General features: G+C 63.4%; 22 protein-coding genes and 1 pseudogene. 8 read left to right on the top strand and 15 right to left on the bottom strand.

Annotation, left to right across the window (positions count from 1 at the left end; translation table 11 throughout):
• Positions 1 to 43: 43 nt before the first annotated feature.
• The 3 genes from IVB27_RS15270 to IVB27_RS15260 are packed head-to-tail and all read right to left on the bottom strand — an operon-like array spanning position 44 to position 2558.
• The gene (locus IVB27_RS15270) at positions 44 to 1285 is read right to left on the bottom strand and encodes a GNAT family N-acetyltransferase (protein WP_247444329.1); all 1242 of its coding nucleotides are present in this window, start codon (positions 1283 to 1285) and stop codon (positions 44 to 46) included.
• 53 nt (positions 1286 to 1338) lie between these two features.
• Positions 1339 to 2085: a glycerophosphodiester phosphodiesterase gene (locus IVB27_RS15265; protein WP_247444328.1), complete on the bottom strand. Its 747-nt coding sequence runs from the start codon at positions 2083 to 2085 to the stop codon at positions 1339 to 1341.
• A 5-nt stretch (positions 2086 to 2090) separates the two neighbouring features.
• Positions 2091 to 2558, bottom strand: a complete 468-nt coding sequence (locus IVB27_RS15260) for a RidA family protein (RefSeq protein WP_247444327.1) — start codon at positions 2556 to 2558, stop codon at positions 2091 to 2093.
• A gap of 241 nt (positions 2559 to 2799) precedes the next feature.
• On the opposite strand from IVB27_RS15260, the gene IVB27_RS15255 reads away from it, so the two are divergent.
• Together IVB27_RS15255 and IVB27_RS15250 are read left to right on the top strand one after the other, a co-directional pair.
• Positions 2800 to 3645 (top strand): cell envelope integrity EipB family protein, encoded by an 846-nt coding sequence (locus IVB27_RS15255; protein ID WP_247444326.1) that lies wholly within the window; start codon positions 2800 to 2802, stop codon positions 3643 to 3645.
• 162 nt (positions 3646 to 3807) lie between these two features.
• Positions 3808 to 4209, top strand: coding sequence for a RidA family protein (locus tag IVB27_RS15250; RefSeq protein WP_247340667.1), 402 nt, complete (start codon positions 3808 to 3810; stop codon positions 4207 to 4209).
• Positions 4210 to 4239: 30 nt separating this feature from the next.
• Here the strand turns inward: IVB27_RS15250 and IVB27_RS15245 are convergent.
• The 3 genes and pseudogenes from IVB27_RS15245 to IVB27_RS15235 all read right to left on the bottom strand — a co-directional run.
• Positions 4240 to 4614, bottom strand: a pseudogene (locus IVB27_RS15245) (ACT domain-containing protein); the annotation flags it as partial.
• Entirely contained in the window at positions 4614 to 5918 is a 1305-nt protein-coding gene (locus IVB27_RS15240; RefSeq protein ID WP_247444325.1) for a DNA polymerase IV, read from the bottom strand. The pseudogene IVB27_RS15245 and the gene IVB27_RS15240, both read right to left, overlap by 1 nt.
• Positions 5915 to 6226, bottom strand: a complete 312-nt coding sequence (locus IVB27_RS15235) for a DUF3572 domain-containing protein (protein WP_247340660.1) — start codon at positions 6224 to 6226, stop codon at positions 5915 to 5917. Before IVB27_RS15235 ends, IVB27_RS15240 begins: the two co-directional genes overlap by 4 nt.
• A gap of 241 nt (positions 6227 to 6467) precedes the next feature.
• On the opposite strand from IVB27_RS15235, the gene IVB27_RS15230 reads away from it, so the two are divergent.
• Together IVB27_RS15230 and IVB27_RS15225 are read left to right on the top strand one after the other, a co-directional pair.
• Positions 6468 to 6833, top strand: coding sequence for a response regulator (locus tag IVB27_RS15230; protein ID WP_247340659.1), 366 nt, complete (start codon positions 6468 to 6470; stop codon positions 6831 to 6833).
• A 14-nt stretch (positions 6834 to 6847) separates the two neighbouring features.
• Positions 6848 to 8221, top strand: coding sequence for a PleD family two-component system response regulator (locus IVB27_RS15225; RefSeq protein ID WP_247444324.1), 1374 nt, complete (start codon positions 6848 to 6850; stop codon positions 8219 to 8221).
• A 987-nt stretch (positions 8222 to 9208) separates the two neighbouring features.
• Here the strand turns inward: IVB27_RS15225 and IVB27_RS15220 are convergent.
• Both IVB27_RS15220 and IVB27_RS15215 read right to left on the bottom strand, forming a co-directional pair.
• Positions 9209 to 9481: a hypothetical protein gene (locus tag IVB27_RS15220; RefSeq protein WP_247444323.1), complete on the bottom strand. Its 273-nt coding sequence runs from the start codon at positions 9479 to 9481 to the stop codon at positions 9209 to 9211.
• Between the two features lie 1708 nt (positions 9482 to 11189).
• A complete protein-coding gene (locus IVB27_RS15215; protein ID WP_247444322.1) occupies positions 11190 to 11798 on the bottom strand; it encodes a TetR/AcrR family transcriptional regulator in 609 nt (202 codons plus the stop codon).
• Between the two features lie 129 nt (positions 11799 to 11927).
• On the opposite strand from IVB27_RS15215, the gene IVB27_RS15210 reads away from it, so the two are divergent.
• On the top strand, positions 11928 to 13166 hold the full coding sequence (locus IVB27_RS15210; protein WP_247444321.1) for an MFS transporter: 1239 nt from the start codon (positions 11928 to 11930) through the stop codon (positions 13164 to 13166).
• Positions 13167 to 13517: 351 nt separating this feature from the next.
• The gene (locus IVB27_RS15205) at positions 13518 to 13688 is read left to right on the top strand and encodes a hypothetical protein (RefSeq protein ID WP_247444320.1); all 171 of its coding nucleotides are present in this window, start codon (positions 13518 to 13520) and stop codon (positions 13686 to 13688) included.
• A gap of 446 nt (positions 13689 to 14134) precedes the next feature.
• Here the strand turns inward: IVB27_RS15205 and rpmG are convergent, their stop codons facing one another.
• The gene (gene rpmG, locus IVB27_RS15200; RefSeq protein WP_247321864.1) at positions 14135 to 14302 is read right to left on the bottom strand and encodes a 50S ribosomal protein L33; all 168 of its coding nucleotides are present in this window, start codon (positions 14300 to 14302) and stop codon (positions 14135 to 14137) included.
• A 123-nt stretch (positions 14303 to 14425) separates the two neighbouring features.
• Entirely contained in the window at positions 14426 to 15751 is a 1326-nt protein-coding gene (locus tag IVB27_RS15195; RefSeq protein WP_247340647.1) for an LLM class flavin-dependent oxidoreductase, read from the bottom strand.
• 216 nt (positions 15752 to 15967) lie between these two features.
• Between IVB27_RS15195 and IVB27_RS15190 the strand changes: the two genes are divergently transcribed.
• Positions 15968 to 16513: a hypothetical protein gene (locus IVB27_RS15190; RefSeq protein ID WP_247444319.1), complete on the top strand. Its 546-nt coding sequence runs from the start codon at positions 15968 to 15970 to the stop codon at positions 16511 to 16513.
• On the opposite strand, the gene IVB27_RS15185 is transcribed toward IVB27_RS15190, so the two are convergent.
• Genes IVB27_RS15185 through topA form a run of 4 tightly spaced genes read right to left on the bottom strand, consistent with a single transcriptional unit; the run spans position 16514 to position 22858 of the window.
• Positions 16514 to 17275 (bottom strand): NUDIX hydrolase, encoded by a 762-nt coding sequence (locus IVB27_RS15185; protein ID WP_247444318.1) that lies wholly within the window; start codon positions 17273 to 17275, stop codon positions 16514 to 16516. It lies immediately after the preceding gene.
• A 33-nt stretch (positions 17276 to 17308) separates the two neighbouring features.
• The gene (locus IVB27_RS15180) at positions 17309 to 17749 is read right to left on the bottom strand and encodes a DUF983 domain-containing protein (RefSeq protein ID WP_247444317.1); all 441 of its coding nucleotides are present in this window, start codon (positions 17747 to 17749) and stop codon (positions 17309 to 17311) included.
• Positions 17743 to 20091: a ribonuclease R gene (rnr, locus tag IVB27_RS15175; RefSeq protein ID WP_247444316.1), complete on the bottom strand. Its 2349-nt coding sequence runs from the start codon at positions 20089 to 20091 to the stop codon at positions 17743 to 17745. The genes IVB27_RS15180 and rnr overlap by 7 nt, the downstream gene beginning before the upstream one ends.
• Before the next feature lie 7 nt (positions 20092 to 20098).
• On the bottom strand, positions 20099 to 22858 hold the full coding sequence (topA, locus tag IVB27_RS15170; protein ID WP_247444315.1) for a type I DNA topoisomerase: 2760 nt from the start codon (positions 22856 to 22858) through the stop codon (positions 20099 to 20101).
• 228 nt (positions 22859 to 23086) lie between these two features.
• On the opposite strand from topA, the gene IVB27_RS15165 reads away from it, so the two are divergent.
• Positions 23087 to 23326, top strand: a complete 240-nt coding sequence (locus IVB27_RS15165) for a hypothetical protein (RefSeq protein WP_247444314.1) — start codon at positions 23087 to 23089, stop codon at positions 23324 to 23326.
• Positions 23327 to 23484: 158 nt separating this feature from the next.
• Here IVB27_RS15165 and IVB27_RS15160 read toward each other — a convergent pair whose 3' ends face one another.
• Positions 23485 to 23970 (bottom strand): winged helix-turn-helix transcriptional regulator, encoded by a 486-nt coding sequence (locus IVB27_RS15160; protein ID WP_247444313.1) that lies wholly within the window; start codon positions 23968 to 23970, stop codon positions 23485 to 23487.
• Positions 23971 to 24047: the final 77 nt, after the last annotated feature.

The raw sequence follows: 24047 nt of genomic DNA, 5'->3' as shown, positions 1-24047 counted from the left end.
CTCCCTGGAATTTCGCGCTACTGTCACCAGCAGCAGTGAACCGTCAAGGCGCCTCGTCGGCGCCTTTGCGGAACGGGCCGAGCTCGGCCAGCTCCCGTCCGGCTTCCGCGACATAGGCGCGCTCGCGCTTGAGGTAATCGTCGATGGCGCGGCGCAAGCCGGGATCGGCGATGAAGTGGGCGGAGTGGGTGGTCCGCGGCAGGTAGCCGCGCGCGATCTTGTGCTCGCCCTGCGCGCCGGCCTCGACATTCCCCAGGCCGTGTTTGATGGCGAAGTCGATCGCCTGATAATAGCAGACCTCGAAATGCAGGAAGGGATGATGCTCGACCGCACCCCAGTTGCGGCCGAACAGCGTGTCCGAGCCGATGAAGTTGATCGCGCCAGCGATCCAGCGATCGTTACGGCGTGCCATGATCAGCAGCACGTCCTGGCTCATGGTCTCGCCGATCAGCGAGAAGAATTCCCGCGTCAGATACGGCCGGCCCCATTTGCGCGAGCCGGTCTCCATGTAGAACATGAAAAACGCATCCCACGCGTCTTCGGTGATGTCTTTGCCCGTGAGCCAGTGGATGGTGACCCCGGCGGCCAGTGCATCGCGCCGCTCGCGCTTGATCGACTTGCGGTGGCGTGAGTTCAGCGTCGCCAGGAAATCGTCGAACGTCGCAAAGCCCGGGTTGTGCCAGTGGAACTGCTGGTCGGTGCGTTGGAGGAAGCCGTGCTTCCCGAGCAGCTTCCACTCCGCCTCGCGCGCGAAGGTAACGTGCACCGAGGAGGCCTTGCTGACGCCGCATAGCGCCACCAGCCCGCTCGCCAGCGCCTCCGTGATGCGCTCGTGGTCAACGCCGTCGCGAACTAGCAGCCGCGGCCCCGTCGCCGGCGTGAAGGGAACCGAGACCTGAAGCTTCGGATAATAGCGCCCGCCAGCGCGCTCATAGGCATCCGCCCAGCCGCGGTCGAAGACGTATTCGCCTTGCGAATGCGATTTCAGATAGCAGGGCGCTACCCCCGCAACGCGGCCGTCGATCTTGGCCACGAGATGCCGCGGCCCCCAGCCGGTGCGGATTGTTGCCGAACCCGATTTCTCGATCGCGGATAGAAACGCGTGGGAGACGAAGGGGTTATAGGCGGGCCTTGAGAGGCCGTGGAAATCGCCTGGAAGCCCGGATAAGGTTCCCTTGCCATGCCCGTTACAAATCTTGCCGGGATTGGCGCAGGCGTCCCAATCGTCCGGCGACACTTCGCCAATGGAAGGTACTGCTTCGAGGGTGATTTCGGATGGTGCCATCGTGCCCAAGATCGTGCATTGCAGCAGCGACTTCAAGAGTGGGAACATCAAGCCTACGGCACGAAGCCCTCGAAGATCATCTGGTCTGCATATTGCCCGACCCGCGTCCGCTGCTCGGTCGTGCGCACGGTCCAGCCTAGCAGGGCGCAGCCGAGCACATTGCGGGCGATCCAGGGCGCCGGGGCCGGGAGGTGGTCGACCTTGAAGGCGACGAAATGCGGCTGGGTCTGGAAGCCGTGGCGCAGGTACAGCATGCTGTCGCGCTGCTCCTGGTTCAGGTAAGCCCAATATTCGTCCTCATAGCTCCGCTGCGCGACGATGCCGCGCGGGAGGGAGGGCAACAGGTCGCGCAGCGCCAGCACCTGGTCGGGATCGAACGACATACCGACCGCGGGCCCCTGATAGGACGCCAGCACCTCGGCCATCCGCTTCACCAGATTGCGGTCGCCGTCAAAATGGCTTTTGACCTCGATCACCAGCGGCACGCGGCCGGCGACCATGCTGCAGAGGTCGGAGAGCGACATCATCCGCTCGGCCGTGTCCTTGAACGTGACGGCCTTCAGCTCGGCGGCGGTCTTCTCGACCAGCGCGCCGACGGCTTCGGTCAGGCGGCCCAGCTCATGGTCGTGATGCACCATGGCCTCGCCGTCGGACGACAGCTGGATGTCGACTTCGATCGAGAAATTGCCTGCGATCGCAGCCTGAACCGCGCCCGGCATATTCTCGACGATTCCGCGGGAAATGTCGTGCAGGCCGCGATGGGCGACCGGCCGGGCTGTCAGCCAATCGGGAGCGCGCATTCCGCTCAGGCGACCTCGAACACGCCGTCGACCTCAACCGCCGCATCCGCGGGCAGCGAGGTGACGCCGACGGTGGTGCGGGCATGGCGGCCCTTGTCGCCGAAGGCGGCGACCATCAGGTCGGAGGCGCCGTTGAGGACCTTGGGCCCGTCCAGGAAGTCCGGCGCCGAGTTGATGAAGCCGCCGAGGCGCACCACGCGAACGACCTTGTCGAGGTCGCCCAGCGCCGCCTTGACCTGGGCCAGCAGGTTGACGGCGCAACCGCGGGCGGCCGCCGCGCCGTCTTCGATGGTCACGCCGGCGCCGAGCTTGCCCTTGGCGATCAGCTTGCCGTCGGGGGCGAAGCAGACCTGGCCGGAGACGAACAGCAAATTACCGGTACGCACGAACGGCACGTAATTGGCCACGGGGGTGGGCGCCTCGTGCAGCTTGATGCCCTGTTCCGCCAGCTTCTGTTCGACCGTGCCCGCCATGTCCGACCTCGTTGTCCAAAATTCATCCGCCCGGGGCGCATCCGTTGCAGGCCGGGCGCCCTGTTTCGCCCATCGTGCCGCCACATGCAAGCAAGCCCAAGGGCCTGCAAGCGGCTGCATTTAGTCGAGGCGGGGCAGGTGGTTCAACTGGGGCCGCAACTTTACGTGAAACGGCCTCAGTTGCGACGCAATGGAACGTTCATTAAAATGTCGAATTTGCGCTTTCCCCAAGGGACCAGACATGCTGCACCTTTTTCGGACTTCGCTCGGTGTGACGGCGCTCGCGGCGGCCGCTTTCGGTCCCGGAGGCGTCGCGCAGGCCGCCAACGGTCCATTCCTCGCGCATCAGGCACTCTACGATTTGAGCCTGGTGAAATCGCGCTCCAATTCGGTCAACAGCGCGCGCGGTCGCATCCTCTACAATTTCGCCGGCAGTTCGTGCGAGGGCTACACCTCTGAATTCCGCCAGGTTTCCGAGCTCGACAGCGGCGAGGGCAAGGTCACGCTCAGCGACCTCCGCTCCAATTCCTGGGAGGACGCCGCCGGCAAAAGCTACCGCTTCAAGATCGAGACGCGGATGAACGAGGCGGATGCCGGCCGGGTCGACGGCTCGGCCGAGCGCGACGGCGACCACATCAACGTCAAGCTGAAGCTGCCGGCGCCGAAGAGCTTTACGCTCGACGGCAAGATCGTATTCCCGACCGAACAGATCCAGCGCATCATTGCCGCCGCCAAGGACGGCAAGTCGCTGCTCGAGCTCTCCGTCTATGACGGCTCCGACGATGGCCAGAAGGTCTACAACACGCTGACCGTGATCGGCCAGCCGATCCCGGCCGAGCGCGAGGGCTCGCCCGATCCGTCGACGTCCGACGAGCACATGAAGTCGCTCAAGCGTTGGCCCGTGACCGTCAGCTATTTCGACCGCGAGGTCCAGCAGAAGGAAGGCGAGCAGACGCCGGTCTACGCGATGGCGTTCGAGCTCTACGAAAACGGCGTCTCGCGCCAGCTCGTGCTCGATTACAACGATTTTGTGATTTCGGGCGCGATGGGCAAGTTCGACGCGAAGGACAGCAAGCCCTGCAATTGAGGGTTCTTTCGTCATTGCGAGCGAAGCGAAGCAATCCAGAATCCCTCCGCGAAAAGATTCTGGATTGCTTCGTCGCAAGAGCTCCTCGCAATGACGGGGCTGGCTCTCCGCTCCCTCTCCAGCTACGCTTCCTCCCAACCACAAACATCCGGGAGGCCAACCATGCCCAAGCTCGATCATCTCCGGCCCAGCGGCCTGCATCACAATCCGGCCTATTCGCACGTCGTCACCGCCACGGGGGCGCGGACCATCTACATCTCCGGCCAGGTGTCGGTGGACGAGGAGGGACGGATCGTAGGCGAGGGCGATCTCGCCGCGCAGACCACGCAGGTGATGCAGAATCTCGGCCACGCGCTGAAAGCGGCCGGCGCGAGCTACGCCAACATCGTCAAGATCACGACCTTCGTCGTGAACTACAAGCCGGAGCTGCGCCCGATCATCGGCAAGGCCCGCTCGGCCTTCTTCGATGGCATGGAACCGCCGGCCTCTACCCTCGTCGGTGTCTCCGCGCTCGCCGCGCCGGAGTGGATGATCGAGATCGAGGCGATCGCGGTGGCGGATTGATTTCGGGCTACGCTCCAGACGCCTCTTGCAAACAGCCATCGCTTCGTCGGCCCGGTCAGCAGGCACGAAGAGATGGTCGTGATAAAAGGCCGACACGGCGTTCACGCTGATGCCGGCTGCGGCGAGACGCGCCGTGATCGCCGCCAGAAAGCCTACTGCATCGAGTGCGGAGTGAACCGTCAGCGTGATTAGGCGCGAGGCGAACGCGTAGCTTAGGCCTGCTGCTTCGGCCTCTTCGCGAGGGATCACGAGCGTGATGCCCTCCTGTTCGCGAAACGTCAGCAGCGGACTGAGCGCTGCGGGAATCGGCTGGTCTGTGGGGATCGCACAGAACACGAAGATGCCCGGCCGCATCTCCGGATTCATGTATCTCAGCAGCGCGTCGAGATCGCGTTCGCCTGTCATCACTCCTGCGCCTTTTCCGGCCCCTCATAGGCGATGCCTCGGATCACCGCGGCGCTGCCGAATTTTTTACGCAAGCTGTCCACCGCGCGCTCGGCGTGGGCGGCGCGGCGGTCGAGCATGTCGGTGTCGTCGGCGACCGAGCCCTCGCGCAGTGCGCTGACGCCGGCGCCCATCAGGCGGAAGGCGGTGCCGTCGATCTCCTTGGCCAGCATCTCGCGGCAGATCGAGAAGATCTTTGCGGCAAGCTGCGTCGGGGCTGCGATCGATTGCGAGCGCGTACGCTGGCGGAAGTCGGCGGTCTTCAATTTCAACGTGACGGTGGAGCCGGCAAGCTCGCTGCTCTTCAGCCGCGACGACGTCTTCTCGCACAGCCGCCACAGGATTTTCTCCAGCGTCGCGAAGTCGCGGATGTCGGTCTCGAACGTCGTCTCGCTCGAAATCGTCTTGGCGCCCCGATCAGGCTCGACGCGGCGGTCGTCGATGCCGCGCGCGAGCCGCCACAGCCTGCGGCCCTCGCTCGGAAACTGCCGCATCATCTCGATCTCGTCGGCCTTTTGCAGATCGGCGATGATGCGGAAGCCGCGTTGCATCAGACGCTCCTGCGTGGCCGGTCCGACGCCGAAGATGAAGCCGACCGGCCTCGAAGCCAGCATCTCGCGGGCTTCCTCCTGGTCGAGCGCGGCAAAGCCGCGCGGCTTGTCGAGGTCGGAGGCGATCTTGGCTAAAAACTTGTTGCAGGAGAGGCCGACCGAGACGCTGATGCCGATATCGCACTCGATGTTTTGCGCGAACCGCGCCAGCACCTTGGCCGGGATCATGCCGTGCACCCGCTCGGTGCCGGAGAGATCGAGGAAGGCCTCGTCGATCGAGAGCGGCTCGACCAGCGGCGTCAGCGCCTGCATGGCCTGGCGAACCTCGCGCCCGACCCGGACATATTTGGCCATGTCGGGCCCGATCACCGTCGCGTGCGGGCAGGCTTCCAACGCCTTGTACATCGGCATCGCCGAGCGCACGCCATAGGTGCGCGCGATGTAGCAGGCGGCCGACACCACGCCGCGTTTTCCCCCGCCGATGATGACGGGCTTGTCGGCGATCTCAGGATTGTCGCGCTTCTCGACCGTCGCGTAAAAGGCGTCGCAGTCGATATGGGCGATGGTCAGGTTTGCGAGCGCGCGGTGGCGGACGAGGCGAGGGGAACCGCAGGTGGAACAGCGCCGCAGGCCCAGGCTTTGGATGGCCATGTCCAGATCGGCCGAACAATCCCGGCAAAAGCAGAGAGGCCCGGCCGCTTCCGGGACGGTCACGGCACGTCGCGCTCCCAATGGGGGTCGCCGAGCGCGTCGCCCAAGACCTGCCGCGCTGCGGCAACGTTGGTCGGATGCAGCTCCGCAGTGTCCGCAAAGGCCTTCACGGTGGCGTCATCGCGCATCACGAAATCGAGCACGCTGAGGAGGAAATTCGGGTCCGAGGCCGCATTGCGCAACATCTCCGGGCCGACCCCTGTCTCCGCCAGGAACAGGCCCAGCCGCTCAGGCTCGCCGGCGACGAAGGACAGCGCCTGAAGCGCAACGATTTCAGCGACTTCGCGGGGGTTGTGAACAGGCTTTTTCACGTGGCCGGTTTGCCTTTCCGTTAACTTTCAGTGTCTACTTTGGAGTCATCATGCCCGAGTCTCGTGCCCAAGTCTTGCGACCCCGGACAAGCAACTGGAAACCACATCGCAGAAAGTCGGCCCCCGGGTTTAACGAAACTCAAGCGAATCTGAGGCTAGTTTGAATCCAGTTTTCGAAGCGCCGGTGAGCGGCGCCTGAGGCGGCACATGTATCGGTCTGTGGACCAAACAGGAGGGCGGGATGGCTAAGACCGTCCTGATCGTGGAAGACAACGAGCTCAACATGAAGCTCTTCCGCGACCTGTTGGAAGCGCACGGCTACCAGACCTCGGGTACCAGCAACGGCTACGAGGCGCTCGACCTCGTGCGCAAGACGCGGCCCGACCTCGTGCTGATGGATATCCAATTGCCGCAGGTCTCGGGCCTGGAGGTGACGCGCTGGATCAAGGATGATCCGGAGCTGCGCAGCATTCCCGTCGTCGCCGTCACGGCGTTCGCGATGAAGGGCGACGAAGAGCGCATCCGCGAGGGCGGCTGCGAAGCCTATTTGTCCAAGCCGATCTCGGTCGGCAAATTTATCGAGACGGTCCGGCGTTTCATCGGATAGGAAGTGAGTTCACAGTGTCCGCGCGTATCCTCGTCGTCGATGACGTTCCTGCCAACGTCAAGCTGCTCGAAGCCCGCCTGTCCGCCGAATATTTCGACGTGATGACCGCCTCGAACGGCACCGAGGCGCTGGAGATCTCGCGCCGGTCCGAATGCGACATCATCCTGCTCGACGTCATGATGCCGGACATGGACGGTTTCGAAGTCTGCCGCCGCCTCAAGACCGATCCGGCCACGCATCACATCCCTGTCGTGATGGTCACCGCGCTCGACAGCCCGTCCGACCGCAACCGCGGACTGGAGGCCGGCGCCGACGATTTCCTCACCAAACCGGTCTCCGACGTCGTGCTAATCGCGCGCGTGCGCTCGCTGACGCGGCTGAAGATGATGACCGATGAGCTGCGCATGCGCGCCATCACCTCGCTCGAGATCGGCATGCAGGCGCCCGAGCGCACCGCCGTGGCCGACACCGGCAAGGGCGGCCGCATCCTCCTGGTCGACGACCGCCAGTCCTCCTACGAGCGGCTGGCGACGATCCTCGCCGCCGAGCACACTATCGACGTCGAGCCGAACCCGACGGAAGCGCTGTTCCACGCCGCCGAGGGCAATTACGACCTCCTGATCGTCTCGCTCGACCTCAACAATTTCGACGGGCTGCGGCTATGCAGCCAGGCGCGCTCGCTGGAGCGTACGCGCCATGTGCCGATCCTGGCGATCGCCGACCCCGAGAACTCGACGCGGCTGCTGCGTGGCCTCGAGATCGGCGTCAACGACTATCTGCTGCGTCCCATCGACAAGATCGAGCTGCTGGCGCGCGCCCGCACCCAGATCCGCCGCCGCCGCTACACCGATCATCTGCGCGACAACGTGCAGAACTCGATCGAGATGGCGATCACCGACGCGCTCACCGGGCTGCACAATCGCCGCTACATGGAGAGCCATCTCGCGACGCTGGCCGAGCAGGCCGCGACCCGCGGCAAGCCGCTCGCGCTGATGATTTTGGACATCGACTACTTCAAGTCGATCAACGACAATTACGGCCACGACGCCGGCGACGACGTGCTACGCGAATTCGCCGTGCGGGTGCGTAAGTCGATCCGCGGCATCGATCTCGCCTGCCGCTACGGCGGCGAGGAATTCGTCATCGTGATGCCGGAGACCGATCTCCACGTCGCCGGCATGGTCGCCGAGCGGCTGCGCCGCTCGATCGCGGGCGAACCGTTCGCGATCCACAAGGGCACCAAGCGCATCGAAGTCACGATCTCGATCGGGCTGACCACGCTGGAGCAGAAGGGCGAGGCGGTTGGCGACGTCCTCAAGCGCGCCGACACCGCGATGTATCGCGCCAAGCACGACGGCCGCAACCGCGTGGTGTCGCAGGCCGCGTGAGGCCGCTCGCACAGGGCCGCACGAAAAAAAACGCGAAAACAACCCCATGCACAGTAGCCGGTGATAGTGGAATCAACGGCTTACGTCGGCCGCAAAACGGCTGATGCAGACAGCAACGCCGTTTGACTCGTCGGGCAAAACAGGGACATGCTGCTAGCATCCCGAACGTCAACAAACTGCGCCGTCATTCCCAGCGACCCGGCTACGCCAAGGCTTCGCCGAGGTGAGGTCCAGTGGCGCCGAAGCTTTTAGCGTGGGCGGCAGGCGGGGAATCCAGTCCGCCGCAGCGTCTACACATCGTGGTTGGACTCCACAGGTTATTCGACGGGCGGAGTCGCGGGCAGAACCGGAGCTGGGTTGTTTCCTCAGATCAGCAGCATCTTGCTGGTGACGGCATGGACTGGTTCACGCATCTCGCAACGGTGCAGGTAGCGAACGCACTGATGGCCACAGCGGCCTGATCCGCTCCCCGGCACTCCCTCAGGGAAGCGCCAAGCGCTTATGAGCCAGACGCGGAATAATCGAGGGGAAGCCGCCGCGCAGCCCGCCGGCGTCGCTCCGCTTGTTCGATCTGAAGCCGAAGATTTTCCAGCTCTGAGAGTTGTGAAGAGAGGTCGTTCAACCGTTGGGCCAAAAGGATCGTGCGAAATTCCTGCATTTATCGCCCCAGCACCAAAGCCATTCCAAGACTTCAGAGTATTCATCGGGCGGGCGCAACTTCATTAAAGCATGTGAATCTGGAACAAAAGGACCCTAGCTTCAGGGCGGTGAAGCTGGGGCTGTCTTGAGGCTGCCCTTTGGGGAAGGCAGTCGCCCTTGGCAAAGGGCAACGGGAAAACTTTGCCATCGGCAGGTCGTTCCAAAGCCATTCGTCGGCCGCAGAATTCCCGGATTTGTTGAGGCAAGCCGCTCCCTCAGGGGTATCGGCTCGCTCTCTCCAAAGGACCGCTCTTGGACTTTCCGAGAGCGGCTGTTTCGAATGGCTTGTCAGGCAGCCTTTTCCTTGAATTCGAAGTCCATGGTCCAAGTAGAATTTCCCGGCTGCCTTCGGAATATCCATATCGTCACGGTCGAACCGGGTGGGATGACGATGCTGTCCCCTTCGTGCATCGTGAATTGACGGATGTTGCTTTCGGTCGCCCAAATCGAATGGGAATAAACGTCCTTGTCGCTGGTCTTTGTGCAGCTCAGAACTCCTCCCTTCAAAACGGCGCGGGTGGCGGTCTGGCTGAGGGACGAGTCCATGTGGATGGTGGTCATCGGCAATCTCCAAAGGGCATGAAAAACGCCAGATGCTTCCTTGGGTTGTTGTCGCGTGTCAAGCGTCACCTGAGACCTTCCACTCCCTTCAGGCCGCTTGATATGTATCGACAAATCGAAACCGCCGCCGCCCTGGGAGGCGACGGCGGTTCTAGCCAAAGGTCCTAATAAAAGGGGGGCGGCCACCCAATACTACGCTCCGGTGGCGCATGAGCTTGTTTAATATCGAGGCGGAGCGCAAGCCGTTCCTCTCAGGGACGAAGCCTCAGGCGACGTTCGGCAGGTGGGACGGTTACGAGTGTCAGGACAGATATCGATTTTCGAGACTTCGGAGTTTTTGGCGTCGATCGTAGTGTAGGTGCACCGCAGGCGCGTCGCTCCGCTTCTTTGATCCGAGTTCGAAGTTCTTCCAATTCTGAGAGCTGAGAATTGAGTTCGTTCAACCGTTGGGCAAAAAGGAGACCGGGAGAGTTCTTCATCAATGCCTCCAACACAAAGCCGCTGAAAACTCTTAGCAAAAGAAAGGGCAGGCAGCCGCACTAGGGGGTGAACCGAAGGAAGGTATCGGATTTTAGCCCTGCTTTCTGTGCACTTTTATGAAACTGCTCACATTTTCCGCTGCATTCGAACTTCGGCCCGATTGTAGGTGCCTGTCCGCTCCCTTCAGGGATATCGGCTCGCTCTCTTCAGGGGAGCGTCTCTCGGGCGTTGGATCGATCTCTTCGTCCCAGCGCTTGGAGAGGTTTAGGGGGAAGCCCACCATCCGTCGGGGAATGGCTCCAGCAAGGTCCAATCGACTTGGTTGTCGTTGTCAGGGAGGTTGATAGCTCCTGCATTCCTGTTTGGTGGCGCGTGGCGACGGAGGCGGACAGACAGGGCGCCCGGTTCACGCCTTCGAAGGCGGCGCGAAGCAGGATGTGTCAAGCGTAATGGAGGCACACCGCGGGCGCTTCGCTCTGCTTCTTCGACCAGACCTCGAAGATATTCCAATTCTGAGAGCTGAGAAGTGAGTTCGCTAAGTCGTTGGGCATATAGGATTGCGCGAGAGCTTCGCATAAATGTCCTCCGCAGCACAAAAAACAATATCGGGAAAAAGTAGAAAGCTACCATGGGCAGATATCGGATTTCAATACGTCAGGCTCACTGCCTGAGGGGCGCTGGTTCCGCTAGCGCGGTCCATGACGCGCTCAGGAAGATGTCGGCTGGCGCGGAGGCGATTGAGTGCTCGGAGGCGACTGCAATGGAGGCACAATGCAAGCGCGTCGCTCCGCCTCTTCGACTTTAAGCCGGAGATCTTTCAGATCTGAAAGTTGAGAAGAGAGGTCGTTAAACCGTTCAACAAGAAGGGTCGCGTGATCGGCTTGCATCAACGCCTCCTGAGGTCTGCAGACCAAATTGTCGAGACAGCAAAAGGACCCCAGCTTCAGGGCGGTGAAGCTGGGGCTGTTGAGGCTGCCCTTTGGGGAAGGCAGTCACCCCTTGGCAAAGGGCAACGGGAAAACTTTGCAATCGGCAAGTCGTTCCAAGCCCATTCATCGGCCCCAGAATTCCCGGATTGTTGACGCAAGCCGCTCCCTCAGGGATATCGGCTCGCTCTCTTCAAGAGATCGAAGGTGAAGCACGGTGAACTAGGTTGGACGTTCGGGGGCGTGCTCGCCTATCCGGGCTTCTTGCGGCGAGCGGATCGGGTTCTGATCTATCAGCGGCTTCAGGGATACCGGGCGGCCCGCTTGCCTGCCTTCACTGCAGCCTTATCTCCCACATCCACCCCCGCATTCCGCAGCAGCACCTTCGCCGCTTCCTTCGCCGCGCGCGCCATCGCGGGATCGTCGCGAACGAGGTCCTGCGCGATCGAGCCGTCGACCAGCAGCACGAGCTGTGTTGCAAGTGCCTCCGCGTCCGTAACGCCGAGCTCGTTCAGCCGGTCGCGAAACCAGACGCGGCGGCTTTCCTTGAAGGCGATTGCGATCTTCTTCACGGCGCGATCCGCCGGGCCAAGCTCGGCGACCGCGTTCACGAACGGGCAGCCGCGAAAATCCTTGGCAGCAAAACGCCGCTCCAGCGAATCGAAGGTGGCGAGGATCTGCTCGGCCGGGGCCTTGTCCGAGGCGCGGGGCTGCACGAAGCGGCGTTCGAGATACGCCGCGATCAGCGCGTCCTTGGAGGGGAAGTGGTTGTAGAGCGTGCGCTTGGAGATGCCGATCTCGGCCGCGATGGTATCGACGCCGATGGCGCGAATGCCTTGCAGATAGAACAGCTTGTCGGCGGTCTCGAGGATCCGCTCTTTCATCGTCTGTGGGGCGGGCGGGGGAGCCATGCGGCGGTGAATGTCCTGTTCGCTTGACAGCGCGCGCTATCCATAGCCTAAGTACACAGGTCTGTGTAACCAAAATCAACGAGCAATGCAGACGACGGCGCGCGCGCCGCGCCGATGAGGGAGAAGAAAATGCCCCTGCTGCAGGTCCTGCGTCCGACATTGCCTATCCTGATCGGCGCCTCGATCATGCTGACGCTGAGCATGGGGCTGCGGCAGAGCCTCGGCATCTTCATGCAGCCGCTGACGCACGACATTCATCTGTCGATCTCCGACTTCACGCTGGCGCTGGCCGTGCAGAATCTCGCCTGGGGCTTTCTCCAGCCGCCTATCGGCGCGCTGACCGTGCGCTACGGCTTTCGTCCGATCATGATCGCCGGATCGTTCATGTACATCGCGGGCCTGGTGCTGATGGCGACCGCCAACGGGCTCGTCAGCATCATGATCGGCGCCGGCGTCCTGATCGGGACGTCGCTGGCCTGCACCGCAGCTGCGATCGCGATGTCGGTGGCGGCGCGCGCGGTGCCGGCGACGGTGCGCTCCACCGTGCTCGGCATCGTCTCCGGAGCGGGCTCGCTCGGCGCACTGCTGTCGGCGCCGATCGGGCAGATGCTCAACGAGGGATTCGGCTGGCGCGCCGGCCTCGTCGGCTTCGTCGTCATGTCGGTGCTGATGATCCCTGCGGCCTGGTATGCCGGGCGTGTCGACGCGATCCCGCTGCCGAAGCCTTCCGCCGATGACATCGGCGATGCAACGGCCGCGACCGCGGCGAAGACCGCGTTCGGCAACGCGTCCTTCGTGGTGATGACCTGCGCCTATCTCGTCTGCGGCATGCAGCTCGTGTTCCTCACCACGCACCTGCCGTCTTATCTCGCGATCTGCGGCCTCGATCCGATGCTGAGCGCGCAGACGCTGGGCATGATCGGCGGCTTCAACGTGCTGGGATCGCTGTTCTTCGGCTGGGCCGGCCAGCGCTGGAACAAGCTGGCGCTACTCGGCGGTATCTACATCCTGCGCTCGCTCGCACTCGCCTGGTACTTCATGCTGCCTGCGACGCCGGCCTCGACGCTATTGTTCGGCGCGATCATGGGCTTCCTCTGGATGGGCGTCGGCCCGCTGGTCGCGGGCGCGGTCGCCGAGATGTTCGGCTTGCGCTGGCAGGCGATGATCCAGGGCCTCGCCTTCATGAGCCACCAGATCGGCAGCTTCCTCGGCGCGTATGGAGGAGGGGTGATCTACGACGCGCTCGGCTCCTACACCATGGCCTGGCGCATCGGCGTGGCGCTCGGCCTCGCCGGTGGCATCATCCAGGTCGCGTTCGCGCTGATCCGGCCGTCGCAGCCCCCGGCGCCGGTGTTACGGACGGCGTAGGCTATCGTCAGTTTGCGAGCTTTGAACGGACGCCACGCTGCTTGGCACGAACGTTCGTCTGATACGGAAACGGATCGGTAAAGCTGAGAACTTTGCTCCAAGCCATTTTCCAATCTCCACTCAGCAATTACTAGATGCGACGGTAGGATCGAGCGCCTGTCCTGGGAAACAAAAATCGACGAGAACTATGCAACGGTAGCAAAATAGAAGTTAGAAGAATCTGCCGCATTTGCATAGCTCCCGGTTGCGTCAGTGTGACAAGCTAATCCCGCGGGACACAAACAATGATCCGGGAACGCCTCGGGCCGGCATCGGTTGGGAACGACCAACTCGAATGCTTTGAGGGCCGCTATGCAAGAGGAACACCTGACCATCGACCAGTGCGACGAACTAGCGAAAGCCCTGCGTGAAGATGCCGCTTGCTTACCGCATGGACCGGAAAGGGAAAACCTTTTGCAATTGGCGAAGGGTTACCACGCCCTTGCAAACATGAAAAAAATGGTTCTTGCTGCGATGAATTGACTGTGTCCAATGGCCGATGATGGCGGTTATCGGCCCGTTGTCGACATCGAGCGACTCGGCTTCGGCGTCGTCTTCTGCGCGCATAGCGGACGCGACATTTCCAGAAGCACGCGTCCTCGCGCTCTCGCGCCCCGGACGCAGCGCAACGCTTCTTCAGCGGTGCGCGGCAGAGCCGGGGCCCACGTCTCCTGCACCGCGTTGTGTTGCTTTCTGGATCCCGGCTCTGCGCAGCAGCGTTTCACGCTGCAGCGCGTCCGGGACACGAGAGGGAACGTGCGGGGCGCAGTCGCAGCCCTCGCGCCAACGCCGGGCGTCTGGTTGCCGGCCGCCTTTCCGGAAGCTTTCCGAAATGTGAAAGCGCTTGCGTCAGCGCAGACACGGAGAGAGGCACAAATAAAAACGGGGCCCGAAAGGGCCCCGCAAAACTCAGCAGTGTTTAGGCGATCTTACTTGATCTTGGCTTCGCGGAATTCGACGTGCTTGCGCGCGACGGGATCGTACTTCTTCTTGACGATCTTGTCGGTCATGGTGCGCGAATTCTTCTTGGCGACGTAGTAGAAGCCGGTGTCGGCCGAGGACACGAGCTTGACCTTGATGGTGACCGCTTTGGCCATGTTCTGAACCTCAACAATAAGGGAATCTGGAGCCGGCCAAACGGCCCGCGTTGGGCGGCAACCTAGCCAGAAACCGCCTGATGTCAAGATTTTAGGGGTCGAAAAGCACTCAAATCGGCCCGATCACCCCTCGAAGAACCGGTTTTTCGGCCGCGGCAGGCCCAGATTCTCCCTCAAGGTGGGCCCTTCATACTCTTTGCGGAAAATCCCGCGCCGCTGCAGCTCCGGCACGACCTTGTCGACGAAGTCGTCGAGGCCGGCGGGCAGGAACGGGAACATGATGTTGAAGCCGTCCGAGCCGCGCCCGACCAGCCATTCCTCCATCTGGTCGGCGATGGTTTTTGCGGTGCCGACGAAGGACAGCCCGCCATAGCCGCCGACGCGCTGGGCGAGCTGGCGCACCGTGAGCTTGTCGCGCGCGGCGAGGTCGACCATGCGCTGCCGGCCGCTCTTGCTGGCATTGGTCTCGGGGATTTCGGGCAGCGGGCCATCGGGATCGAAGCCGGAGGCATCGGTGCCGAGGATGACGGACAGCGAGGCGATGGCGCTGTCGTAGTGCACGCGGCTGTCGAGCAACGCACGCTTCTCCTTGGCCTCGTCGACGCTGTCGCCGACCACCACGAAGGCGCCGGGCAGGATTTTCAGATGCTCGGGGTCGCGGCCGATCTTCTCCATGCGGCCCTTGATGTCGGCATAGAGCTTTTGGCTGTCGGCGAGGCTGCCGCCGCCGGTGAACACGGCCTCTGCTGTCTCGGCCGCAAGCTGCCTGCCGTCTTCCGATGCGCCGGCCTGCACGATCAGCGGCCAGCCCTGCACAGGGCGGGCGATGTTGAGCGGCCCGCGCACCTTCAGATATTTGCCGTTGTGATCGAGCACATGCATCTTCGCGGGATCGACGAACACGCCGCTTTCGACGTCGCGCACGAAGGCGTCGTCGGCGAAGGAATCCCAGAGGCCGGTGACGACGTCGTAGAACTCGCGGGCGCGCTTGTAGCGCTCGGCGTGCTCCATGTGGTCGTCGAGGCCGAAATTCAGCGCGGCATCCGGATTCGAGGTGGTGACGATATTCCAGCCCGCACGTCCGCCGCTGAGATGGTCGAGCGAGGCGAAACGCCGTGCCACGTGATAGGGCTCGTCAAAGGTGGTCGAGCCGGTCGCGATCAGGCCGATGCGCTCGGTGACGGCGGAGAGCGCCGACAGCAGCGTGAACGGCTCGAACGAGGTCACGGTGTGGCTGCGCTTGAGCGCGTTGACCGGCATGTTCAGCACGGCGAGGTGATCGGCCATGAAGAAGGCGTCGAACTTGCCGGCCTCGAGCTTCCTGATCAGCGTCTTGATGTGGCCGAAATTGAAATTGGCGTCCGGCCAGGCCCCGGGATAGCGCCAGGCGCCAGTGTGGATGCTGATCGGGCGCATGAACGCGCCAAGCTTGAGTTGCCGTTGTGCCATCGCCCCGTATCCGTTCCTTGTGTGGTTGAAGAAGACATAGGCACGCCGGGGAACTCCGCCATTGGTAAGGGCGGGAAGATTTTTTTGTTTTTCGCGACGCACTCAGCACAATCCCGTCATTCCGGGGTGCTAGCCCGGAACGATGGCGAGGGCCATCGAACCGATCCGCCGCTCGCTCCGACCAAGCCATGACTTCGGCTCGTGAGGAGGCCTTCAATGGCAGACGCTATGACCGTGGACGGCAGTATCGTCCGCATCGACCGGCCCATGCCCTGGGTCGGGCGGCTGCTGTCATTGCCGCTGCTGGCGGCGAGCGGCTATCTGCTGTGGAATGTCGCGCTCGGTCTGCGCCAGGATTTTGCCGGCTTCGGAAGGCTCGCCGATGATCTCGTGCCGGTGCTGGTGTTCACGGGGCTCGGGCTGCTCGTCGGGATTCCCGGAATCATCCTGTTGACGTTCCGCTATTTCGTCGTGCTGAACGAGACGCTGCGCCAGATCGTCATCACCAGGCAGTTCGGTCCGCTGAATTTTCGCAAGCGTCGCGATCTCGCCGATTATCATTTCATTGGCATCACCGACGACTACGATCCGCAAGCGACGACGCACGACGTCAATCTCTGCGGCAACAAGGGCACCGAGCCGATCGCGCTGATGAGCTTCACCAAGCGCGAGGAAGCCAGCCAACTCGCCAACGAGCTCGGGCGAGCGCTGAACCTTCCCGCGCGCGACTATGTCGGCACCGAGCCGGATGCGGACGAGTAGTCAGCTCAAAATATCCTTCTGCATCTTGCCGCCGTAGAAATGGAAGAACGGCACCGGCGCATCGTGACGGAGCGGGCCGGTGGCAAGGCGCGTGTGGAGTTCGTTGAGTACATTGCGGGTCATCGGATGCAGATCGGCGAGCGGCTTTGAGCCGAGTTCGACCCAGACCAGCTCGACAAGTTCGGCATCGGTATGGATCACGCCTTCGACGTGATGGGTGATCGCGGAGGCGTCCGCCGTGAAGAAGCGCGTGTCGAACCGCTTGACGCGGCCGGGCGGGGTGATCGCGCGCGCGATCAGGAACAGGCTGGAGGGATCGGGCAACAGGCCAGCATCCACGAACGGCTTCCAGGCACCTTCGAGTTTGGCTTTGCCCTCGAACTTGTCTTGAATCTTGCGCCCGAGGCAGAGGCCGGTCTCCTCACAGGCTTCGCGGATCGCGGCAATGGCGAGCGACTTCGCACGCGAGGCCGGGGTCTTCGGGCTGCCCTTGGCGAGATTGGATTCGAGCTCGGCGGTGATCGGCGCCGCGCACGGCACGCGATAATCGTCCTTGTCGACGCGGCCGCCGGGGAAGACGAACTTTCCGGGCATGAACACCACCTTGTCGTGGCGCTTGCCGACCAGGACTTTGGGAACGGCGCCGCTGCGATCGACCAGGATCAGTGTGGCCGCATCCCGGGGACGGAAATAGGGATGGTGGTCGGCTTCCTTGCCGTCGTGGATCTTTGCCTTCTCGGCTGTCTGCGACGTATCCGTCATGTCCTCACCCAAACCGCTTCTTGTTTATTTTGCTTACACCGGCGGAATACCATCCTGTGGGTTCTCGTCAAACCCGTGCATACGCAGAGCCCATTGCAATCCGACCACGGCGCCCTTGACCGGCTGCAGCAGTGCGAGCGAGGCGACGAAGGTGAAGGGCAGGTAGGCCGCGAAGCTGATCCAGACCGGCGTGGTGTAGTTGGTCTCGATCCACAAAATAGTCGGCACCACGATGTGGCCGACGATGACGATGACTAGATAGGCGGGCAGATCGTCGGCGCGATGCGGCGTGAAATCGAGGCCGCATCTGGAGCAATTGTCCGCGGTCTTCAGGAAGGCGCGGAACAGCTTTCCTTCGCCGCAGCGCGGGCAGCGGCCGCGAAAGCCGCGCTTCATGGCAGTCCAGACGTCGCGCTTCTCGACGAGGCCGGTCTCGCGGGTCCAGATTTTTGGGGCTGTGCTTGTTGTCACCACGCCTTGCCCTTCTGTCCTTTGCCTTTTCCCTTGGCCTTTTTGCCCCTACCGGGCTTCTTCTGCTTCTCCGGCTTGCCTTTCTTGGCTGGACTACGCCCGGGATGCGCCTTGAACGAGGGGCGGCGTTGCGGACCAGATGACCTGCGGTGCCGTGGCGCGGTTTCGCCCGTGGAGGACAGCAGCTCGAAGCGTAACGCGCCTGCGATGGGTGCTGCTTCGATCAGGCGGACGTCGACGACGTCACCGAGCTGATGCATGGTGCCGCTGCGCGTGCCGACGAGCGCGTGACGGCCTTCGTCATAGTTGAAATATTCCGCGCCGAGGGATCGGATCGGGATCAGGCCGTCGGCGCCGGTCTCGGCCAGCTTGACGAACAGGCCGGCGCGCGTGACGCCGGAGACGCGGCCCTGAAAACTCGAGCCGATGCGGTCGGCGAGGTGATGGGCGATCAGGCGGTCGACGGTCTCGCGCTCCGCCTTCATCGCGCGGCGCTCGGTCACCGAGATGTGGGCGGCGACCTCGCCGAGAGTTTCCGGCGTCTCGCTGTCGGGCAACGCGCCTTCGCCAAGGCCTAGCGCGCGGACCAGGGCGCGGTGCACGACGAGGTCGGCATAGCGGCGGATCGGCGAGGTGAAATGTGCATAGCGGCGCAGGTTCAGGCCGAAATGACCGTAATTCTCCGAGGAATATTCCGCCTGCGCCTGGGCGCGCAGCACAACTTCGCTCACCAGCGGAAAGTGGTCGTGGCCTTCGAGCTGCGCCAGCACGCGGTTGAACAGAGCGGGGCGCAGCGCGCCGCCCTTGGCGAAGGGTACGTCGAGCGTCGCCAGGAACTCGCTGAGCGCGTGGACCTTCTCCAGCGTCGGCTCGTCATGCACGCGGTAGATCAGCGGCAGGGACTTCTTCTCGAGCATCTCCGCCGCTGCGACGTTGGCGAGGATCATGAACTCCTCGATCAGCTTGTGCGCGTCGAGCCGGTCAGGCACGACGACGCGGTCGACCGTGCCATCGCTCTTCAGCAGGATCTTGCGCTCGGGCAGATCGAGATTGAGCGGATCGCGCTCGTCGCGCGCGCGCTTGACGCAGGCATAGGCGGCATAGAGCGGTTTCAGGATCGGATCGAGCAGGGGGCCTGTGGTGTCGTCGGGCCGGCCGTCGATCGCGGCCTGTGCCTGCGCGTAACTCAGCTTCGCTGCCGAACGCATCAGGATGCGGTGGAAGGTGTGCGAGCGCTTGCGGCCGTCGGGGCCGATCACCATCCGCACCGCGAGCGCGCCGCGCGGCTCGCCCGGCACCAGCGAGCAGAGATTGTTGGAGATGCGCTCGGGCAGCATCGGCACGACGCGGTCGGGGAAATAGACCGAGTTGCCGCGGTCGAGCGCGTCGCGATCGAGCGCGGTGCCCGGCTGGACGTAGAAGCTAACATCGGCGATGGCGACGTTGACGATGAAGCCGCCTCTGTTGTGGGGATCGTCATCCGGCTGCGCATGCACCGCGTCGTCGTGATCTTTCGCGTCCGGCGGATCGATGGTGACGAGTGGGACGTCGCGCCAGTCCTCGCGGCCTTTCAGGTTGGCCGGCTCCGCCGCTTCGGCTTCGCGCTCTGCCGCGGGGCGGAATTGCAGCGGAATGTCGTGCGCGTAGATCGCGATCAGGCTGATCGCCTTCTCCGACTTGACCGAGCCGAGCTTCTCCTTGACGCGGCCTGATGCCAGGCCGAAGCCGCGCGAGCGGATGATGTCGACGCTGACGAGATCGCCGTCCTGCGCGCCGTGCATCTCGGTCGGGGCGATGTTCAGCTCGCGGTCGGCGGACTTCTTGTCGACCGGAATGATCCGTCCGCCGCCTTCGGCCAGGCTGCGGAACACGCCGAGGATGCGGGTCTTGGTCTTGTCGAAGAGCTTGATGATGTGGCCGCGATAGGCCGGGCCTACGGTCTCATCGGAGCGCTCGACGCGCAGCAGCGCGCGATCGCCGACGCCGGCCGCGGTGCCAGGCTTTGGCCGGCGCGGCATTATGATGAGGATCTTTGGCGGTTCGCCGCTTTCGATCTCGTCCCATTCGGTGGGGGAAGCCACCAGCTCGCCGTCAGCGTCGCGGCCGGTGATGTCGGCGACCAGCGTCGACGGCAGGCTGTCGGGCTCTGAGATCGTGTGGCGTGTTTTCTTGACGAGGCCGTCGTCGGCGAGCTCGCGGAGCATGCGCTTGAGCTCGACGCGATCGGCGTTCTTCAGGCCGAACTCGCGCGCAATTTCGCGGGTTCCGACCTTTCCGGGATTTGCCTTGATGAAGGCGACGATGGCGTTCCGGTCGGGAAAGCCACGGTCATTGTTACGTTTCACTTAGCCTCTAATTGGTGCCGGCACTCTTCTTGGCCGGAGCTTTGGCGCCAGCTGCCTTGGTCGGCGACGTCTTGATGGCCGAAGTCTTGGCCGACGACGACACGGCGGCGCGCGCCTTGCTGGTGGATTCGGATTTGGGTTTGGCCGCCTTCTTCGCGGCCGGCTTTTTGGCTTTTGGCGCGGCGTCATCGCCGCCCGCGGCCTTCTTGGCCTTGGTCTTGGCCTTGGCCGGCTTCGCCGTCTTCTTCGGTTTCTTGCCGCCACCCTTGGCCGCGCGTTCGTCGATCAGCGCGATCGCCTGCGGCAGCGTGATGGCGTCTTTCTCGATGTCGCTCGGGATCGTCGCGTTGACGCCGCCGGCTGTGACATAGGCGCCGTAGCGGCCGCCCTTCACCGTGACGGTGCCAAGGGTGGGATGATCGCCGATCGCCTTGCCGGGATCGGCGCCGAAGCGCCGGCTCGGGCCTTTGGCGATCTTCTCCGCGATCAGCGTGACCGCGCGGTTGATGCCGATGTCGAACACCTCGTCGCCGGCCTCCAGGCTGGCATAGGTCTTCTCGTGCTTCACGAACGGCCCGAAGCGGCCGAGACCTGCCGTGATCGGCTCACCGGTCTCCGGATGCTTGCCGATCTCGCGCGGCAGCGACAGCAATTTGAGCGCAAGCTCAAGCTCGACATCGCCGGGCGAGGTGCCGTTCGGAATGCCCGCGCGCTTGGGCTTCTCGCCTTCGGCATAATCCTTGGCTTCGCCGAGCTGGATGTAGGGCCCGAACCGGCCGGCCTTGACCCAGACGTCGCGGCCGGTTTCGGGATCCTGACCAAGCGAACGGTCGGCGCTCGCCTCGCCGTCGGCAGCAAGTTGACGGGTGTAGCGGCATTCCGGATAGTTCGAGCAGCCGACGAAGGCGCCGAACTTGCCGGCCTTGAGGTTGAGCCGGCCGTTGCCGCAGCTCGGACACTGCCTGATGTCGCCGCCATCCGTGCGCGGCGGATAGATGTGCTGTCCCAGCACCTCGTCGAGTACGTCGAGCACCTGCGCGACGCGCAGATCCTTGATCTCGTCGACGGCGCCGATAAAGCCGGTCCAGAAATCCTTCAGCACCTGCTGCCAGGAGATCTCGTTGTTGGAGACGCGGTCGAGCTGCTCTTCCAGATTGGCAGTGAAGTCGTATTCGACATAGCGGGCGAAGAAGCTTTCGAGGAATGCGACCACGACGCGGCCCTTGTCCTCGCCATGCAGGCGCTTCTTCTCCAGCTTGACGTAGCCGCGGTCCTTCAGGACCTGAAGGATCGAGGCATAGGTCGAGGGCCGGCCGATGCCGAGCTCTTCCATGCGCTTGACCAGCGAGGCCTCGGAGAAGCGCGGCGGCGGCTCGGTGAAGTGCTGGGTGACGGCGAGCGACTGCCGCTTCAGTGCGTCGTTCGGGCTCATCGCGGGCAGGCGGCGGGAGTCCTCGTCCTCCTCGTCGTCGCGGCCTTCCTGATAGAGTGCGAGGAAACCGTCGAACTTCACCACCTGGCCGGTCGCGCGCAGGTCCAGCGTGCGGCCGCCGGCCTTCGCCGTGATGTCGACTGTGGTGCGTTCCAGCTCGGCCGATTCCATCTGGCTCGCAATGGTGCGCTTCCAGATCAGCTCGTAGAGCCTCGCCTGGTCGGCATCGAGCCTGCGGCTCATGCTGTCGGGGCGGCGGGACATGTCGGTCGGGCGGATCGCTTCGTGGGCTTCCTGGGCGTTCTTGGCCTTGGCCTGGTACTGGCGCGGCGCGTCCGGCACATAGGCGTTGCCGTAATCCTCGCCGATCACCTTGCGCGCCTGGGTGATCGCGGACGGATCGATCTGCACGCCGTCGGTACGCATATAAGTAATGAGTCCGGTGGTCTCGCCGCCGATGTCGATGCCCTCATAAAGCCGCTGCGCGATGCGCATCGTGTGCGCCGGCGCAAAGCCGTATTTGCGGCTGGCTTCCTGCTGCAGCGTCGAGGTGGTGAAGGGCGCCTGCGGATTGCGCCGGGCTGGCTTGGCATCGACGGAGGTGACGGCAAAGGCCGCCGTTTCCAGTGCCTTCTTGAAGTCTTCCGCTTCCGCGCCGGTGCCGATGTCGAGACGCTGGATCTTCTTGCCGTCGGCGCCGATGAGACGCGCCTCGAAGGCATCGCCGCGCGGTGTCAGCAGGGTCGCGATCAGCGACCAGTATTCGCGCGCGACGAACTTCTCGATCTCCAGTTCACGATCGCAGACCAGCCGCAGCGCCACCGACTGCACGCGGCCGGCCGAGCGGGCGCCCGGCAGCTTGCGCCACAGCACGGGGGAGAGGGTGAATCCGACCAGATAGTCGAGCGCGCGGCGCGCCATATAGGCGTCGACCAGCGCACCGTCGATCTGGCGCGGATTCTTCATCGCGTCCGTGACCGCCTGCTTGGTGATGGCGTTGAACACCACGCGCTCGATCTTGTGGTCTTTCAGCGCGCGCTTCTCTTTCAGCACCTCCAGCACGTGCCAGGAGATGGCCTCGCCCTCGCGATCAGGGTCGGTCGCGAGAATCAGGCGATCAGCGCCCTTCAGGGATTTTGCGATGTCGTTGAGCCGGCCGGCCGCCTTGGGATCGATCTCCCAGATCATCTTGAAATTGGCGTCGGGATCGACGGAACCGTTCTTCGCAGGCAAGTCGCGGACATGGCCGAACGAGGCCAAAACCTCGTAGGACGAGCCCAGATACTTGTTGATCGTCTTGGCTTTCGCCGGCGACTCCACAATAACGATATTCATGTAGTTCCAGTAACTTACGGGGAAAATCTGGGCCGAATTCGATGAGATTCGGGTCGGCCGTTTCGTCCCGAACATGGGTGGTGCGACCCTCGCTGTCAAATCGAGGGGTGTTGAAAGCCATCCCGATGGGAAAAGTTTCATATCGAGAAAGTTGCAAAATACCACCTTTGAGTTGCGGCCGATGTCGGCGTAATGTTTCTGCGGGGATATGGATTCGGGTGGGGTCTGGTGGCTAGGCCAGGAAAGAAACGGGCGCGCGCCGTATCAGGCGCGCTGGGAGGCTCGCGTCACGAGGAACCGGGCGAGGGCGGCGTCGAGGAGGCGGTAGCCTTCATCACCGAGCAGGTCGGCGCATTGCGCAAGCTCGCCGAGCGGCACAAGCTCGACGTGCTGCATTATCTTTTGGGGATGACCAAGCTGGAAGCCGACGAGCATCTGCGGCTGCGGAGCAAGCGCAAGCTGTCGTGAGGGCACCGGCCAGTATCAGACCCGTCATCCTGAGGTGTGAGCGGCGCGATGCATGGCATCGCGCCGGGAGCCTCGAAGGATGAGCGGTCGGGATGCAGCCGGGCTGTCATCCTTCGAGGCTCGCCCTGCTTTGCAGGACGAGCACCTCAGCATGACGGTCAACGATCTGAGCGCGCTGCAGCCGACCGCCGCCGCGGCGCCGGCCGCGGCTTCAGCATCGTATCCGCGGGACTGAGCAGCCGCCCGTCCTCGGCGCGCATTTCGAGCTTCTTCACCGGGCGGCCCTTCTCGCGATCCACCAGAATCGTCGCGATCTCCTCCGGGTGATCGTCGAATTCCTCGCTCCATTGCCGCAGCGCCACCAGGATCGGGAAGGTGCCGCGGCCCTTCTCCGTCAGCACATACTCCTGATACGCGCTGCCGTCGGAAGCGGGGGCGGTTGCCAGAATGCCGTGGTCGACCAGCACACGCAGGCGCGCGGACAAAATGTTCTTGGCCATGCCGAGCTTGTTTTGAAACTGGCCGAAGCGGCGCAGGCCGAACCGCGCCTCGCGGATGATCAGCAGAGACCACCAGTCGCCGATTGCTTCCAGTGATCGCGCAATCGGGCAGGCATCGCCCTCGAAGCTCGTTCGTTTCACCATCGTCTTCGTTCCGTCGTGCCGTGCGTTTTGACATCAGTCACGCGCTTGTGTGGTTGCATCATAAAACCGTAGGTCCT

It is taken from the genome of Bradyrhizobium sp. 197, assembly GCF_023073375.1.
Classification (GTDB): Bacteria; Pseudomonadota; Alphaproteobacteria; order Rhizobiales; family Xanthobacteraceae; genus Bradyrhizobium.
This window is presented reverse-complemented; position numbering and strand designations above follow the sequence as displayed.

Bases quoted from the DNA above. Each gene is read 5' to 3' on its own strand.
- topA (WP_247444315.1), bottom strand. From the start codon at position 22,858: ATGAATATCGTTATTGTGGAGTCGCCGGCGAAAGCCAAGACGATCAAC.
- IVB27_RS15255 (WP_247444326.1), top strand. From the start codon at position 2,800: ATGCTGCACCTTTTTCGGACTTCGCTCGGTGTGACGGCGCTCGCGGCG.
- IVB27_RS15265 (WP_247444328.1), bottom strand. From the start codon at position 2,085: ATGCGCGCTCCCGATTGGCTGACAGCCCGGCCGGTCGCCCATCGCGGC.
- IVB27_RS15195 (WP_247340647.1), bottom strand. From the start codon at position 15,751: ATGGCACAACGGCAACTCAAGCTTGGCGCGTTCATGCGCCCGATCAGC.
- IVB27_RS15250 (WP_247340667.1), top strand. From the start codon at position 3,808: ATGCCCAAGCTCGATCATCTCCGGCCCAGCGGCCTGCATCACAATCCG.
- IVB27_RS15270 (WP_247444329.1), bottom strand. From the start codon at position 1,285: ATGGCACCATCCGAAATCACCCTCGAAGCAGTACCTTCCATTGGCGAA.
- IVB27_RS15210 (WP_247444321.1), top strand. From the start codon at position 11,928: ATGCCCCTGCTGCAGGTCCTGCGTCCGACATTGCCTATCCTGATCGGC.
- IVB27_RS15160 (WP_247444313.1), bottom strand. From the start codon at position 23,970: ATGGTGAAACGAACGAGCTTCGAGGGCGATGCCTGCCCGATTGCGCGA.
- IVB27_RS15205 (WP_247444320.1), top strand. From the start codon at position 13,518: ATGCAAGAGGAACACCTGACCATCGACCAGTGCGACGAACTAGCGAAA.
- rpmG (WP_247321864.1), bottom strand. From the start codon at position 14,302: ATGGCCAAAGCGGTCACCATCAAGGTCAAGCTCGTGTCCTCGGCCGAC.
- IVB27_RS15230 (WP_247340659.1), top strand. From the start codon at position 6,468: ATGGCTAAGACCGTCCTGATCGTGGAAGACAACGAGCTCAACATGAAG.
- IVB27_RS15190 (WP_247444319.1), top strand. From the start codon at position 15,968: ATGGCAGACGCTATGACCGTGGACGGCAGTATCGTCCGCATCGACCGG.
- IVB27_RS15260 (WP_247444327.1), bottom strand. From the start codon at position 2,558: ATGGCGGGCACGGTCGAACAGAAGCTGGCGGAACAGGGCATCAAGCTG.
- IVB27_RS15215 (WP_247444322.1), bottom strand. From the start codon at position 11,798: ATGGCTCCCCCGCCCGCCCCACAGACGATGAAAGAGCGGATCCTCGAG.
- IVB27_RS15185 (WP_247444318.1), bottom strand. From the start codon at position 17,275: ATGACGGATACGTCGCAGACAGCCGAGAAGGCAAAGATCCACGACGGC.
- IVB27_RS15220 (WP_247444323.1), bottom strand. From the start codon at position 9,481: ATGACCACCATCCACATGGACTCGTCCCTCAGCCAGACCGCCACCCGC.